The sequence below is a fragment of the [Clostridium] polysaccharolyticum genome (genome assembly GCF_900111595.1).
Taxonomy (GTDB): Bacteria; Bacillota; Clostridia; order Lachnospirales; family Lachnospiraceae; genus Clostridium_AI; species Clostridium_AI polysaccharolyticum.
This window is the reverse complement of the sequence record NZ_FOHN01000034.1, coordinates 1-15,680: the sequence shown is the minus strand read 5'-3', so window position 1 is coordinate 15,680 and position 15,680 is coordinate 1. Positions and strand designations below refer to the sequence as shown.

Here is a 15,680-nt window from a genome sequence, read left to right as displayed (position 1 = left end):
TGCTGGTCAAGTGATAATATCAAAGGAATCTAAATATATTGAAATAAGTTAGGTAGCTATGACATGAAATAATATAAGCAGAAGTGAGGAGAGAATGAAGTATGTTAAATTACTTGTGGGGATTTATGATAGTAATAGGTATTGTAGTGGGTGCACTAACTGGAAAAATGGAAGAGGTTAGTGTGGCTTGCATAAACTCAGCGAATGAAGCAGTTTCCTTATGTATAGTTATGCTGGGAGGAGTAGCTCTTTGGACGGGAATCATGCAGGTTGCAAAAAAGTGTGGAATTATTGATGGATTAACAAAACTCCTTAGTCCAGTAATCCAGCTGCTGTTTCCAAGTATCCCTAAAGGACATGTTGCAAGGGAGTATATTTGTTCTAATATGGTGGCAAATATACTTGGACTTGGATGGGCATCAACACCTTTCGGACTGAAAGCAATGATGGAGCTTAGGAAGTTAAATCACGATAGGGAAGTAGCAAGTGTAGATATGTGTACGTTTCTTATTATTAATATTTCGTCTTTACAGCTTATTCCAGTGAACATAATTACATACCGAAGCAGGTATGGAGCTCCTAACCCTGCTGATATTATTGCTACTGCAATTTTAGCTACAACGTTTTCTACGTTGGCTGGAGCTGCATTTTCTATTGTTGCAAGAAAGCTAAGCCAAAGGGGGTAGAGACATGAATTTTTTAATGTATATATCGAATTTTATAATACCTTTTGTCGTTTTATATATAATAGGGTATGGACTTTTGCAGAAGACGGACGCATATGATGAGTTTGTCAAGGGAGCAGAGGATGGATTTAAGGTGGTTAAAGGAGTTTTGCCAACACTAATTGGACTAATGGTGGCAATTGGTATTTTGCGGGCCTCTGGCACTTTAGATATTATATCAGATTTTTTAAAGCCTTTTGTAGAAAGATTACATTTTCCTTCTGAGCTGGTGCCACTAGTTGTTGTGAAAATGTTTTCTTCTTCTGCATCTACTAGTTTGCTGCTGGATGTGTATAAAAATTATGGACCAGATTCCTATTTGGGAAGACTTGGCTCAATTCTTATGAGCTGTTCAGAAACTATTTTTTATACATTATCAATCTATTTTATGACTGCTAAGGTGAAAAAAACAAGATATACTCTGCCAGGTGCCTTAGTTGCAACATTTGCAGGAATAGCTGCCAGTGTGTGGCTTGTGAATTTATAAATCATGCATAAATAAGATTTGGCAATTAAAATAATATCATGTATAATGGAATTGTCTTTGTACATATGGAAATTTGCTGTAAGTATAAGGAAATAAAAAACGAAGAAAGGATTTAGAATGGAACAGATAATTAGTGTTAAAGGGTTAAAGAAGACATTTACACTAACAAAAAAGCAACAGAAGATTGAGAAAACAAAGCAGAAGTTAAAAGTTGCTGTAAACGATTTGTCATTTAGTGTAAAAAAAGGTGAAGTATTTGGTTTATTAGGACCTAATGGAGCTGGAAAGACTACAACATTACGAATGTTATCTACTTTAATAAAACCAGATCAGGGTGAAGCAGTTATTGATGGCTGTAGTATTATAAAACAGCCAGATAAAGTCCGAAGAAGAATAGGTTTTCTTACAAGTGAATTAAAATTAGAAGAGTTTTTTACACCAAATTATTTATATGATTTCTTCTCAGATTTGTTTGATGTGCCAGTAAAAGAAAGAGAAGAGCGAAAGAAAAGATTATTTGAGAAGTTTGGAATTGATAAATTTGCAGAGGTAAAGGTTTCGGATCTGTCAACAGGTATGAAACAAAAAGTATCTCTTGTAATATCACTGGTACATAATCCGGAAATTATTATATTTGATGAACCTACTAATGGACTTGATGTATTAACGGCAAAGGTAGTAACTGACTTCTTAGTAGAGTTAAAGAAACAGGGAAAGACCATTATTATATCTACACATATTTTTAACTTAATTGAAAAAATATGTGATCGCGTTGGGATTATAATTAATGGAAAAATGGCTGTTTGCGATGAACTGACTAAAATCGTTGGAGAAAGTACCTTAGAGGACAGATTCTTCGAAATTTATGAGGAAACGGTGGGTGAAACAGAATGAAATCAAAAGTAATGACAGTTGTGAAAAAGGAATTTAGCCGTTTTTTTGGGGATCCAAGAATGGTATTTTCCACATTAATTTTACCAGCACTTATGATATATGTTCTATATTCCTTTATGGGAGATGGACTTATGAATCAGTTTACGGTTGCAGAGGATTATGTTTCAAAAGTATATATTGTGAATATGCCAGATTCTCTGAAGCCTGCATTTGATGAAATGTCTTTGGATATACAAAAGGAAAAAGACTTAGATAAGATGAAAGAAGATGTACAGGGAAAAGAAGCTGACTTGCTTGCAGTATTTCCAAAAGATTTTGATGCACAGGTAGCGGCATATGATAACTTAACATCTTCAAGTTGTGCTCCTGAAGTACAATTATATTATAACTCAGCAGATACAGAATCTAGTAATATGTATACTGCAGTGGAAGAAGTTCTTGTACAATATGAAGGAAGTATCTGTAATAAGTTTGATATTAATAGTGGTGAACAAAAATATGACTTAGCGACAGATAAGGATTCAACAGGAATGTTTTTTTCAACAATCCTTCCAATGCTGTTACTTGTGTTTATTTTCAGTGGCTGTATGGCTATTGCTCCTGAATCCATTGCAGGTGAAAAGGAAAGGGGAACAATTGCAAAACTGCTGGTTTCTCCTACAAAAAGAAGTGATATTGCACTTGGTAAAATTATTAGTTTAAGTGTGCTAGGACTTCTTTGCGGAACATCCAGTTTTATTGGAACTTTGTTATCCATGCCTAAGCTTATGCAAGGTGAAGCATCCATGAGTGCTTCTGTATATGAAGTAAAAGATTATCTGGTTCTTCTTTGCGTAATTTTCTCAACAGTACTTATTATTGTTGGAATCTTATCAATTGTATCTGCCTTTGCTAAGACAGTAAAAGAAGCTACAACCTACATCTCACCAATCATGGTGGTTATCATTTTAGTTGGAATCACTTCAATGTTTGGAAATGGTACACCGAAGGCACACTATTTCTTCTTAATTCCAGTTTATAATAGTGTGCAGTGTATGAGTGGTATTTTTGGCTTTACCTACAGTATGGCAAATGTGGGAATTACTATTGGAGCCAATTTAGTGGTAACGGCTGTATTATGTTTTATTTTGTCTAAGATGTTTAATAGTGAAAAAGTAATGTTTTCATAAAACAGATGGAGCATCAAGTGTGAAAGCTTGCTGCTTCTTTTTTATATTAAAAAATTCCGTTATATCTTTAAGAAAGAAATTTCACTGTAAAGAATTTATTATTGACTTGGGAGGGAATGAAATGCTTTATGTGTCAGGAGTTCTGATAGTTTTCTATCTATACTGTATTGTACCACGTATAATACATAGACCAGATTATAGTAAGCTGAAAGGGTGCAGATTTGCACATAGAGGGTTACATAATAAAAAAGTAGTAGTTCCTGAAAATTCTATGCCTGCTTTTGAGCGGGCTGTGGAGTTAGGTTATGGTATAGAGCTGGATATACAGCTGACTCGAGATAACAAAGTTGTAGTATTCCATGACTTTGACTTAAGGAGAATGTGTGGAGTGGACAAAAGAGTCTGTGATCTGACTTTCAAAGAGTTACAGAAATATCTATTATTGGATTCAGAGCAGACGATTCCCTTATTTTCAGACGTTCTTAAGCTTGTAAATGGAAAAGTGCCACTTCTAGTAGAACTAAAGTCTAAGAGCTGGAAGGATTTAATTGCACCTTATGCTAATGATATTTTAAAAGAGTATAAAGGGGAGTATTTTATCCAGTGTTTTCACCCTCTGACTTTGAGGTGGTATAAAAAGCATAGGCCAGATGTGATACGTGGCCAGTTAGCAGAAAGTTACCATAGGCAGAAAACCATAATAAGAGAAATCGGTTCATTTCTACAGCAGCATTTAATATTCAATTTTGTATGTCGTCCTGACTTTGTTTCATATAACTGGAGGCATCAGAAGGAGTTATCTTTAAATGTATGTCATAAAGTATTTCATTGCCCTACTGCTGCGTGGACAGTTCGATCCAAGGAACAGAAGGCAAAAGCAGAGAAAAGATTTGATGTGATTATATTTGAAAATTTTTATATATAATAAAATAATTCTATACTTATAAAATTGTATCCTGGTAATAGCGATAACCATCTTGAAAAGCTATTTCAGGTGTTTTAGCCCAGCCACTGCCTTCATTACACCAGTCCTCATACAAAACAAGAAGACACCAGTAATAAGGTGAATCTGGGCATTCAGTTTTATCTGGAGTAAGATAAATTTTTATTACATAATCCCTTATCATTTACAATCCCCCTTGTTTAAGCTATATTATATTTTAGTATATACACGTTAGAAGGGAGCTATACATATGCTAACTGAGAAAATAAAAAAGGAGTTACAGCAGCTTGCAAACATAGGAAAGGAACATGGTTATAAGATTAATGCAGTAACATTTTTTAATATATTTGCAGGCTTGCCAGAAGCTAAGAGAACAGACGACATTTTAGACGAAATGAAATGTTTTTTAAACCAGAGTGGAATTGAGCTGATAACAGATGAGGTAGAAATTGAAGATGAAACGGTAAATATAGTAGATCAGATTCAGCCATTTAATCCAAAAGAGATTGATATATCAATGGATAGGCTGAGCATGGATAATTTAATTAAACGTATTCAAAATGAAGAAGTGAACCTAAATACAGAATTTCAAAGAAAAAGTGGATTGTGGAGTAATATTCAGAAAAGTCAGTTAATCGAATCTTTGTTACTTAATATTCCACTTCCTGCTTTTTATTTTGATGCAAGTAAAGAGGATAACTGGCTGATTATTGATGGATTACAAAGAATTACTGCTTTAAAAGAGTTTATAGTAGACAAGACGCTAAAACTAACAGGTTTAGAATTCTTCCACGATTTAGAAGGGATTACGTTTGATAAACTGCCTAGGACTTTTACAAGAAGAATAGAAGAAACAAATATTATAGCATATAAGATAAATCCAGGTACACCAGTCAATGTAAAGTACAATATATTTAAAAGAATTAACACAGGAGGCTTGGAATTAACCACTCAAGAGATTAGACATGCATTATATCAGGGAAAGGCAACTGCTGTTTTAAAAGAGCTGACGGCTAATAATGTGTTTTTAATTATTTTGGGCAACCGTATTCGTAAAGACAGGATGCAAGACCATGAGTTTGTTTTACGTTTTATAGCTGTCTGTTATTATGGAATAGATAGATATAATGGTCTTCCAGAAGAGTTTTTGAATGAAACTATGGATTACATAAATAAGGACGGATGGAAAATAAAGAATGATATAAAGGAAAAAATGGAAGAAATATTTGATTTGGCGGATAGAATATTTGGACGTTATGCATTTCGTAAAATGGCAACAGATTCTCGCTTGCGTCCTATTAATAAAGCTGTTTATGAAATTTGGTGCAGGGGGCTGTTTGAACTAGATTATGATCAGAGAAGGACACTGATTGAAAGAAGAGAGATAATTCAACAGCGTTTTATTAGACTTTGTGAATCAGATGCGTTTCTTCAAACTATTAAAGCAAGTGACAGAGGTTCCTTTCTAAAGAGGATGAATAGTGTTTCGCAACTGATTAAGGAGGTATTAAATGCTTAAAAAATTGTATTTAAGTAATTTTAAATGTTTTCAGGAGTTAGAGTTAGAACTGGAAAATTTAACATTACTATCTGGAATGAATAGTATGGGAAAATCAACGGTTATTCAAGCATTGCTTCTTTTGCGTAATTCTTATGAAAATGGATTCTTAAACAGAGGTATTTTCTTGAATAATGATTATACAAAAATTGGACTAGGAAAGAATCTGTTGAACAGTATGGCAGGAAGAGATGACCCGTTTCAAATTGGTATTGAAGATAAGCAGAAATTTATATGGAGTATTCAATATGAAAGTGACGCAGACTTCTTAAAGGTACAGCAGAGCGAAAAAGGAGCAGTAGGAAAAATGAATCTGTTTGGACGTGGTTTTGAGTTTCTATCAGCAGAAAGGCTTGGACCAAGAAGCAGTTATCAAAAGTCCTACTTCCATGTTCATGAAAAGGAAGATATGGGAGTACATGGGGAGTATGCAGTACACTTTTTGTATGAGAATGAAAATATGCAGCTACAGAATACAGCTGTTTTACATCCCTTTGAGAAGATTAATATGCTCCGTATTCAGGCTGAAAAATGGTTAAGTGAAATATCGCCTGGATTAAAGATCAGTTTTGATGACTATGAACGTGCAAATTTAATGGGAATACAGATTCGGCAAACAGGTGGCGATATTATATATTCCTACAGTCCACAAAACGTCGGATTTGGGATTTCATACATATTACCTGTTATTGTGGCTTTATTAAAAGCAAAAGAAGGGGACTTGGTGATTTTGGAGAATCCAGAAGCTCATCTTCATCCTAAAGGACAAAGAAAAATGGGGGAGTTAATTACTAAGGCAGCTAGTGGAGGAGTTCAAGTTATACTGGAGACACATAGTGACCATATTTTAAATGGAATAAGGCTGAGTGTGCTGAATAAGGAAATTACGCCGGATAAGATACGATTATACTATTTTGGAAGAGATGAAAATATGAAACCAGTTGTAGAAAATCCAGTTGTAAATGATGATGGTCGTCTAAACTTCTGGCCAGATGGTTTCTTTGATGAATGGGACAAGGCAATTGACGAGATGTTTTAGGAGGAAATGTATGCAGATGATATTAAATGAGCTTTCAGCTAATTTTCCTGTCTGTGGAAGAGAAGAGGGGAAAAAAATAATGTCTCATTTTTTAGAGGTATATCAGGAAATTAGAAAAGTAGTTATGAACGATTCGCTAGTGATGGATAAACATTATAATTCATTTTTTTTAGCAAAAGACTACCATATATCAGAATGGCGTAATGATCCAACTGTTGACAGAGAGAAACAGCGGTTATTTCGTTCTATTATTAATAAGGCTATTGTTTACGATGGAAGAGAAATAGATGATGTAAAAATTGATATTTTAAGTTCAGAATTTAAATACAAGATGTTAAATGCAATAGGGTGTTTAATTGCTTATGAGACTGGAAATTTTGTTTTGAGTTTTGCAACGCATGAGTGCTGGAAAGAAAAATTTATAAAGGGATTATACTCAAATTTGTACGAATTAGAAACTGTCGAGAATCCAAGGAAAGTAGCAGTTCTTAATGTAAGCAAGGTGGAGGACAAGTATCATATAAAAACGGATTATCTAGAGCAGATAAATAGCAGGTATCGTTCGGTAAAATGCGGAAAGGAGATTTTGTATCATAGTAAAGAGTGGTTGCCTTCAATCCAGTTCTGTGATAATGCTGTTAGGCAGCTCCAAGCTGAAAGCAATTATATGAACGTTCAGCAGATTCTAAAGAAACTTCTAGAGTTAAATGATTATTTTGCTGAATTAAAAGGAAACTTTGATGTGAATGCTTTAAAGAACTGTACCCCAGAATCAGAAATAACATTAAAACACTATAAAAAAGAGCATACATTTCGAACTCCAAGTGGAAAAGAGGAGATATTTAGTTTTCACTTGCGCTTTACTGGTACCTATGCAGGAAGAATTTTTTTCAAACCAGATATAGAAAACAATACATGTATTGTTGCTCATATAGGAAAAAAGTTAAAGAATCAGACATTTCATTAGAAAATATGAAAATTAAAAATTCTTCTATATATGTTCTTAAAATACAGGTTGACGTAGAATCTCCTTAAATGTATAATTTAACTGTAATAATTTAATGTGTTAAAGTGTAACGGTTTAAAGCAAAAGAGAAAAAACGAATACACAGCAACATGAAGGAGAGGGATTTATGGAGTACATAATTTGTATGGTGGTATACCTTTTGATAATGGTTGGGATTAGTGTATACACCAGGAGAAAAACAAAAAGTGTAAATGATTTTGCATTAGGAGGCCGTTCTATTCCACCTTGGATGTCTGCCTTTTCTTATGGAACATCTTATTTCTCAGCAGTTATTCTAATTGGCCATGCAGGAAAAAATGGCTGGACATTTGGTTTGTCCTCTTTTTGGGTAGTAGCAGGAAACTCTTTTCTTGGTACTTATCTGGCATGGAAGATACTAGGACGTAAAACAAGGGAAATGACTCAACGTCTTAATGTTGCAACTATGCCACAGTTTATTGGGGTTCGTTACAAAGATCAGAAACTAAGATATATTACTTCTTTTATCATTTTTGTATTCTTAGTTCCTTACGCAGCCTCTGTATATAAGGGGTTAGGTTATCTGTTCCAGATTACATTTGGAATTGATGAAAAAATCATTATGCTCATTATGACTGTAGTAACAGCAGTTTATCTGTTTGCAGGTGGATTTTTAGCAGCTTCTATTGCTGACTTTGTGCAAGGCTGTATTATGATTGTGGGGATTATTTTATTAGTAATATACATATTAAGTTACAAGAGTGTAGATGGAATTGCCAATGGCATTCATAACTTAAAAGCCATTAATCCAGACTTGATTATGCCTATGACAGGAAAAACTGCGTTGCCACTTATTTCGCTAGTGTTAATGACCAGTTTAGGTACTTGGGGACTTCCTCAGATGATAAGCAAATTTTATACAATTAAAAGTGAGAAATTTATTCCAACAGCAACAATTGTATCTACCTTATTTGCAATATTAGTAACAACAGGTGCGTATACAATGGGTTCCATGAGCCGTCTGATTCTTGGAAATGTAGCACCTGCAGACGACAAGGGAAACATTATTTTCGATAAAATCATTCCTTTGGTGCTGACACAGGATGGATTAATGCCAACAATTGTATTAGCGGTTTTACTAATTGTTATTCTGGCAGCTTCTATGTCAACTTTGGCATCTTTAGTTTTAGCCTCTAGTACAACATTTGTTATGGACTTGGTAAAACCAGTAGCAAAAGATAAATTCAGTGAAAAACAGACAGTACTGCTATTGCGTATCTGCTGTATTTTATTTGTTGCTGCAGCATATATTCTGGCAACTGGCAATAGCCCGATTCTTAACTTAAATGCTTTATCCTGGGGTGTGGTTTCTGGAAGCCTGCTTGCTCCTTATTTATTAGGACTATACTGGAAACGTGCTACAAAGGCTGGCGTATATATAAGTATGGTATCTGCTGTCTTGATTATGATCGGAAGTGTATGTATTTTTGGGTTAAACAGCCCTTATATTACCACTATGAGTGCAGCCTCCATTGTACTGCCAAATTTAGTGCTAATTGCAGTAAGCTTGGCAACAAAGAGGATGGAAGATAAACATGTAGCCTATATCTTTAATATGAAAGACGTAAATTAATTCACTGAAAATGCACAATAAAGATATTTTTTTCTGTATTGTTATGTTATACTTTTACTGTAAGATCTACATATGAAAGGAAGGAAATAAACAGTGGCAGAGAAGAAAATTATGCTAGGAAATGAAGCAATAGCCAGAGGTGCGTATGAGGCAGGCGTTAAGGTTTCGGCAGCTTATCCAGGAACTCCAAGTACAGAAATCAGTGAAAATCTTGTGCAATACAAGGAAATTTATTGTGAGTGGTCTCCGAATGAAAAAGTTGCAATGGAAGTTGCAATTGGTGCGTCTATTAGCGGAGTTCGTGCAATGGCATCCATGAAGCATGTTGGCGTAAATGTAGCAGCAGACCCTCTATACACAGTTTCCTATATAGGTGCAACAGGCGGTTTGGTATTAGTAGCGGCAGATGATCCTGGACTGTATAGTTCACAGAATGAGCAGGATACCAGATGTATTGGCCGTGCAGCACAGGTTCCAGTGATTGAACCATCCGATAGCCAGGAAGCAAAAGATTTTATGAAATTTGCTTTTGAGATGAGTGAAAAATACGATACACCAGTTATTTTAAGAACAACTACAAGATTATCCCATTCACAAGGTACAGTTACATTAGAAGATAGAGTAGAGCCAGAAGATAAGGTGTATGAAAGAAATATTCAGAAAAATGTTATGATGCCAGGAATGGCGAAACTTAGACATATAGCAGTGGAAGAAAGAACTAAGGCAATGATTGAAGAAGGATGCCAGTTCCCAATTAACCGCGTAGAAATGAACGATACAAAAATTGGAGTTATTTCCAGTGGTATTCCATATCAGTACGTAAAAGAAGCATTGCCTAATGCATCAGTTTTAAAACTTGGTATGGTGAATCCTTTGCCACGTAAATTAATTGAAGACTTTGCAAAGAAAGTAGATACTTTATACATAGTAGAAGAATTAGACCCTGTAATTGAAACTCAGGTTAAATCCTGGGGCATTTCCTGTATCGGTAAGGAAATCTTTACTGTACAGGGGGAATATAGTGCCAATATGCTTAGAAAAGCTATTCTTGGAGAAGACCTGGATTTAACAAAACCAGCACAGGTGCCGGCAAGACCGCCTATTCTATGTCCAGGATGTCCACATAGAAGCGTATACTCAGTGCTTAAAAAGTTAAAAATCCATGCCGCTGGAGATATTGGATGTTATACACTAGGTGCAGTAGCTCCATTAAATGTAGTAGATACTACAATCTGCATGGGAGCAAGTATCAGCTCCCTTCATGGTATGGAAAAAGCAAAAGGCAAGGAATACATTAAGGATTGGGTTGCAGTTATTGGTGATTCCACCTTTATGCATACAGGTGTAAACTCTCTAATTAACATGGTATACAATAAGGGTACTGGTACCGTTATGATTTTAGATAACTCTACTACTGGTATGACGGGACATCAGGATCATGCTGCAACTGGTAAAACACTACAAGGTGAAGATACCAACGCAGTAAGCATTCCTGAATTATGTAGAGCAATTGGCGTTAAGAATGTAACAGAAATTAATGCATTTGATTTAGAGGGATTAGAGAAATTAATAAAAGAAGAAGTAGCTAAAGATGAGGTTTCTGTCATTATTACAAAGACACCTTGTATCTTTAAAGTACCTGCATCTAAAGTAAGATGTGTTGCAAACCCAGACAAGTGTAAAAAATGTAAAGCCTGTTTAAAACCAGGATGTCCTGCAATTACAATGAGCAGAGAAGGTGTTATTTCAATCGATGACACTATGTGTAATGGATGTGGACTTTGTCAGCAGCTTTGTAAATTTGAAGCAATTGAAAAGGTGGGTGAATAATATGGCAACAAAGAACATTATGATCGTAGGTGTCGGTGGACAAGGAACTTTGCTAACAAGCCGTATTTTAGGTGGAATTACAATTCAGGCCGGGTATGATGTAAAACTGTCAGAAGTACATGGTATGGCTCAGCGTGGAGGAAGTGTTGTTACATATGTACGTTATGGAGAGTCAGTTGCAGAACCTATTGTAGAAGAAGGTCAGGCAGACGTTCTAATTGCATTTGAAAAGTTAGAAGCAAAACGTTACGCACATTTTTTAAAAAAGGATGGCGTTATTATTGTAAATGACCAGAAAATTGAACCAATTACTGTTGTTACAGGTGCAGCAGAGTACCCTGAAGACGTAATAGAAGAGTTAAGTAAGACATATAAAGTACTTCCAGTAGATGCAATGTCTGAAGCTCGTAAGTTAGGAAATACAAAAGTGTTTAATACAATTGTATTAGGTTTGGCAGCGCAGCATATGGATTTCTCAGAAGAAGACTGGTATGCAGTAATAGAGAAAACCGTTAAACCTAAAACAATTGATATTAATAAGAAAGCATTTGCAGTGGGATATCAACTTTAGGAAAAGGGGAAGATGAGATGATCTGGAACGAAACAAAAGAGTGCATGAGCAGGGATGAAATGAGTGCACTTCAAAGTGCAAGATTAGTAAAGACCGTAAACCATGTATATCATAATGTGGAGTTTTATCGTAATAAAATGCAAAAGATTGGCCTGGAGCCAGGTGATATTAAGGGAATTGAAGATATTACTAAGCTTCCATATACTACAAAAGATGATTTGAGAGATAATTATCCATTTGGACTTTTTGCCGTTCCACAATCTGAAGTTGTGCGTATACATGCATCTTCGGGAACAACAGGAAAAGCAACGATTGTTGGTTATACAAGAAGGGACATAGAAATATGGTCTGAATGTGTAGCACGTGTATTGACTATGGCGGGAATACATAAAAACGATATTATTCAGATTGCATATGGATATGGGCTATTTACAGGGGGATTAGGGGCTCACTACGGTGCAGAGAACCTAGGAGCAACTGTTGTGCCAATGTCAACTGGTAATACCAAAAAACTTGTAACTATGATGGAGGACTTTGGAGTAAATGCCATTGCATGTACACCTTCTTATTTACTGCATATAGCTGAAACACTGGAAGAAATGAATAAGATCGATAAAATTCAGCTAAAAGCTGCAATTTGTGGTGCAGAGCCTTGGACAGAAAACATGAGAAAGGAAATAGAAGAAAGGCTTCATATTTCTGCTCATGATATTTATGGTTTAAGCGAAATAATGGGACCAGGTGTAGCAGCTGACTGCAGCTATCATAAGGGACTTCACATCTGGGAAGATTACTTTATGCCGGAAATTATTAGTCCAGAGACATTACAGCCAGTAGCTGAGGGGGAACTTGGAGAATTAGCAATTACAACACTTACTAAGGAAGCACTTCCTTTGCTTCGTTACCGTACGAAGGACTTGACAAGTATCAGTTATGAAAAATGTGAGTGTGGAAGGACCAGTGCAAGAATTTCCAGATTTAAAGGACGTTCAGATGATATGCTTATCATCCGTGGAGTAAACGTATTCCCATCTCAGATTGAATCTGCTTTATTAGAAATCGGTGAGACAACACCTCACTACTTAATGATTGTAGATCGTGTAAATAATCATGATACTCTTGAAGTGCTTGTTGAAGTGGAAGAAAGATTTTTCTCTGATGAGATTAAGCAGTTAGAAGGCTTAACAAAGAAAATTGCCCATGTAATCCAGCAGGCAATAGGCTTAGCAGTAAAAGTAAAATTAGTAGAGCCAAGAACACTTGAAAGAAGTGAGGGAAAGGCAAAAAGAGTAATTGATAAACGTCAACTTATTTAAAAAGAGGGGATTATCATGTATATAAAACAACTATCTGTATTTATTGAAAATCGTGAAGGACGATTAGAACAAGTCACAGAGGTTTTAGCAAAAGAAAATATTAATATTGTTTCACTTACTTTGGCAGATACATCGGAATATGGAGTGCTTCGGATGATTGTTTCTGACCCAGACAAGGGAAAACAGGTATTAAAAGAAAATGGATTTTCTGCAATGCTGACAGATGTAATTGCTGTTCGTCTTCCCCATGAAGTTGGAATGCTGCAGAAACTGTTAAAAGTAATTTATAGTGCGGATTTAAATATTGAATACATGTATGCTCTAGCTACTGGAAAAGATAATGCTTCTATGATTGTGAAAGTAAGTGATTCAGAAAAAGCAGTCACTACTTTGAAAGAAAATAATCTGGATGTATTCGGACCAGATGAGGCATATTCCATTAACGAATAATATCAAAAAAGGCGAAAAACCATCTATGTGGAATTACAGGTTTCCATAGATGGTTTTTTTGATTTATCTAAGAAATTCCGTTACCTTTCCTTGTATACAATTTCGTTATGCAAATTATCCAAACTGTTTTTACATATTCGATATGGGATTATGAGCAATAGATGAAAATACCAAAGAAAATATATAAATAATCATGATAATTATACAATAAAAACAATACAAAATAGTAGAATAAAGGAATGTGTTATAATTAATTTACAAAAAGTATTAACTGGAACAAGATAATCTGGTAAAATATACATATAATAATATTGCTAAGGTTGATATATCAGGTTTTCTTGTTCTTGTAGTTAGGGGGCGATGAAAGCAGACGTTTATGTTAGTAATATAAAACGTGTTATTCCTATTTATCATGCAACAAAAAGCCGGAAGCTTAAACAGGATGTGAATTCTCAGTCAGAACAAGATAGTTTCCAGCAAGTATTCTTAACAAAGAAAAAGCAGAGAGTACATGAAGAAGAGGCTGGATTACGCACATATGTATATACGATATACGCAACGGAAGATTTTTTAGCAGATCAACCCCAATTTGATTCTCAAGCCTAAGATAAAGTTTCTCGGTTTAGTATAACTTTCTTGATTGGAGTTTTTTTCTATTGTATAATGGAATCATATTCTTGGAATAAAGTAGGTGAAAATGTGGATTCCAATACAGCGGTAAATGAACTTCTGGTAGGTTTATTTGATGATATCATAGACTTAGAAGAACGTGCTTTGATTAAGGGAGAATTTAAGGACATTTCAAAAAATGATATGCATATTATTGATGCAATAGGAAACAGTGAAATTAAGAATATGTCAACCTTAGCAAAAAAGCTTAGAGTAACTGTTGGGACATTAACAATAGCAATTAATAACCTGGTAAAAAAGGGTTATGTAGAACGTCTTAGAAGTAAAGAAGATAAAAGAGTTGTACTGGTTTCACTAAGTGAAAAGGGACAGCGAGCTTTTAATAGCCATAGCATGTTTCATTTGGAAATGGTAAAATGTATTACTAAGGGACTGAATAAAGGACAGGTAGAAGATTTAATCCAAATGCTTAAAAAGATTCAGTTTTTTATTGGTGCCTATAATCCAGATTTAAATAAGTAAGAAAAAATATTGAATTGATACCATCATGCAGGTGTCAGTTCAATATTTTTGTAGGAAAGTTCAATTATACATGGGGAGAAATAGGATGTATATAGAAAAAGAAAAAAGGGGAACAGTACAAGCAAAGCGGGAGAATGTGAAACAGAAAAAGTCAGATACTACGAAATCAAGTACGGCAAACTCGGTTAGCAGCATGCATCAGGAAATACAAAGAAACAGGCCAGTGCAGTTGAAAAAAAGTGGGGTTGTGCAAAGAGCAAAAGGCGTTGCAGGCGAAGTTAAAAAAATTGCTAACAAAAAAGGCATTTTGAGTGTGTCAGATGGCAAAAAGGGTATTTTTGTTACTAAAGGTGGTGGGTTTATGCATTTACATGCATGGCCAGATGGGTGTGGAATTCATCATGGTGAACAATACGGGTTAAGAGGAGAATTAATACAAAACAATGAAGTAAATAAGTCTAACTTAACAAACACAATTACTTCATTGGAACAGGCTCAACCTAATGAACACGTTAGTAATATGTTAACAATGGCGAGAGCTATAAAAGAAGAATGGGGACTGTAATAAAGTTTGTGTCTATGGTAATAAATGGCTTCTTCTTGGTAAGAATCAGATATAGAATCTTATCAGGAAGGAGCCTTTATTATGGCAATTCAAAAAGAAGTATTACGACAAATTATCAAAGAAAATGACTTAAAAAGCGTTGGTGACGTTTCTGCTCTGCTCAAGGAGAGCTTTAAAGACCTGCTTCAAGAACTTTTGGAAGCGGAACTGGATGTTTCCCTTGGATACGATAAAAACCAGAAAAACGAAGCCAATACTGATAACAAACGAAACGGTCACTACCCTAAAACTGTGAAAAGTACACTGGGCGAACTTAAGCTGGATATTCCACGAGACAGGAATGGGGAGTTTGAGCCTGCAATT

Annotated in this window: 18 protein-coding genes; 17 read left to right on the top strand and 1 reads right to left on the bottom strand. The window is 35.1% G+C overall.

Going from position 1 to position 15,680, the window contains the following annotated elements; all coding sequences use genetic code 11:
* Positions 1–101 precede the first annotated feature (101 nt).
* From BMY85_RS14105 to BMY85_RS14085, 5 genes are all read left to right on the top strand, one after another.
* Positions 102–686, top strand: coding sequence for a nucleoside recognition protein (locus tag BMY85_RS14105; RefSeq protein WP_092478910.1), 585 nt, complete (start codon positions 102–104; stop codon positions 684–686).
* A 4-nt stretch (positions 687–690) separates the two neighbouring features.
* Positions 691–1,212: a spore maturation protein gene (locus BMY85_RS14100; RefSeq protein WP_092478909.1), complete on the top strand. Its 522-nt coding sequence runs from the start codon at positions 691–693 to the stop codon at positions 1,210–1,212.
* Between the two features lie 117 nt (positions 1,213–1,329).
* Positions 1,330–2,106, top strand: coding sequence for an ABC transporter ATP-binding protein (locus BMY85_RS14095; RefSeq protein ID WP_092478908.1), 777 nt, complete (start codon positions 1,330–1,332; stop codon positions 2,104–2,106).
* Entirely contained in the window at positions 2,103–3,275 is a 1,173-nt protein-coding gene (locus BMY85_RS14090) for an ABC transporter permease (RefSeq protein ID WP_092478907.1), read from the top strand. Before BMY85_RS14095 ends, BMY85_RS14090 begins: the two co-directional genes overlap by 4 nt.
* A gap of 121 nt (positions 3,276–3,396) precedes the next feature.
* Entirely contained in the window at positions 3,397–4,200 is an 804-nt protein-coding gene (locus tag BMY85_RS14085) for a glycerophosphodiester phosphodiesterase family protein (protein WP_092478923.1), read from the top strand.
* Positions 4,201–4,216: 16 nt separating this feature from the next.
* On the opposite strand, the gene BMY85_RS14080 is transcribed toward BMY85_RS14085, so the two are convergent.
* On the bottom strand, positions 4,217–4,402 hold the full coding sequence (locus BMY85_RS14080) for a hypothetical protein (protein ID WP_092478906.1): 186 nt from the start codon (positions 4,400–4,402) through the stop codon (positions 4,217–4,219).
* Positions 4,403–4,468: 66 nt separating this feature from the next.
* Here BMY85_RS14080 and BMY85_RS14075 point away from each other — a divergent pair, with 66 nt between their 5' ends.
* The 12 genes from BMY85_RS14075 to BMY85_RS14020 all read left to right on the top strand — a co-directional run.
* Complete coding sequence (locus tag BMY85_RS14075) at positions 4,469–5,737, top strand: DUF262 domain-containing protein (RefSeq protein WP_092478905.1); 1,269 nt, start codon at positions 4,469–4,471, stop codon at positions 5,735–5,737.
* Positions 5,730–6,815: an AAA family ATPase gene (locus BMY85_RS14070; RefSeq protein WP_092478904.1), complete on the top strand. Its 1,086-nt coding sequence runs from the start codon at positions 5,730–5,732 to the stop codon at positions 6,813–6,815. The genes BMY85_RS14075 and BMY85_RS14070 overlap by 8 nt, the downstream gene beginning before the upstream one ends.
* Positions 6,816–6,825: 10 nt before the next feature.
* Positions 6,826–7,782, top strand: a complete 957-nt coding sequence (locus tag BMY85_RS14065; protein ID WP_092478903.1) for a hypothetical protein — start codon at positions 6,826–6,828, stop codon at positions 7,780–7,782.
* Between the two features lie 166 nt (positions 7,783–7,948).
* Positions 7,949–9,433 (top strand): sodium:solute symporter family transporter, encoded by a 1,485-nt coding sequence (locus BMY85_RS14060; protein WP_092478902.1) that lies wholly within the window; start codon positions 7,949–7,951, stop codon positions 9,431–9,433.
* Positions 9,434–9,526: 93 nt separating this feature from the next.
* The gene (gene iorA / locus BMY85_RS14055; protein WP_092478901.1) at positions 9,527–11,263 is read left to right on the top strand and encodes an indolepyruvate ferredoxin oxidoreductase subunit alpha; all 1,737 of its coding nucleotides are present in this window, start codon (positions 9,527–9,529) and stop codon (positions 11,261–11,263) included.
* 1 nt (position 11,264) lies between these two features.
* Positions 11,265–11,834 carry an indolepyruvate oxidoreductase subunit beta gene (locus BMY85_RS14050; protein ID WP_092478900.1) on the top strand — a complete coding sequence of 190 codons (570 nt, stop codon included), beginning with the start codon at positions 11,265–11,267 and terminating at the stop codon, positions 11,832–11,834.
* 17 nt (positions 11,835–11,851) lie between these two features.
* Positions 11,852–13,150 carry a phenylacetate--CoA ligase family protein gene (locus BMY85_RS14045; protein ID WP_092478899.1) on the top strand — a complete coding sequence of 433 codons (1,299 nt, stop codon included), beginning with the start codon at positions 11,852–11,854 and terminating at the stop codon, positions 13,148–13,150.
* A gap of 15 nt (positions 13,151–13,165) precedes the next feature.
* On the top strand, positions 13,166–13,600 hold the full coding sequence (locus BMY85_RS14040; protein WP_092478898.1) for an ACT domain-containing protein: 435 nt from the start codon (positions 13,166–13,168) through the stop codon (positions 13,598–13,600).
* A 360-nt stretch (positions 13,601–13,960) separates the two neighbouring features.
* Positions 13,961–14,206 carry a hypothetical protein gene (locus BMY85_RS14035; protein ID WP_092478897.1) on the top strand — a complete coding sequence of 82 codons (246 nt, stop codon included), beginning with the start codon at positions 13,961–13,963 and terminating at the stop codon, positions 14,204–14,206.
* A gap of 93 nt (positions 14,207–14,299) precedes the next feature.
* Positions 14,300–14,752 (top strand): MarR family winged helix-turn-helix transcriptional regulator, encoded by a 453-nt coding sequence (locus BMY85_RS14030; protein WP_177180805.1) that lies wholly within the window; start codon positions 14,300–14,302, stop codon positions 14,750–14,752.
* An 85-nt stretch (positions 14,753–14,837) separates the two neighbouring features.
* Positions 14,838–15,317 carry a hypothetical protein gene (locus BMY85_RS14025; RefSeq protein WP_092478895.1) on the top strand — a complete coding sequence of 160 codons (480 nt, stop codon included), beginning with the start codon at positions 14,838–14,840 and terminating at the stop codon, positions 15,315–15,317.
* A gap of 81 nt (positions 15,318–15,398) precedes the next feature.
* Positions 15,399–15,680: transposase (locus tag BMY85_RS14020; protein WP_177180804.1), on the top strand; the 282-nt coding region annotated here is incomplete at its 3' end.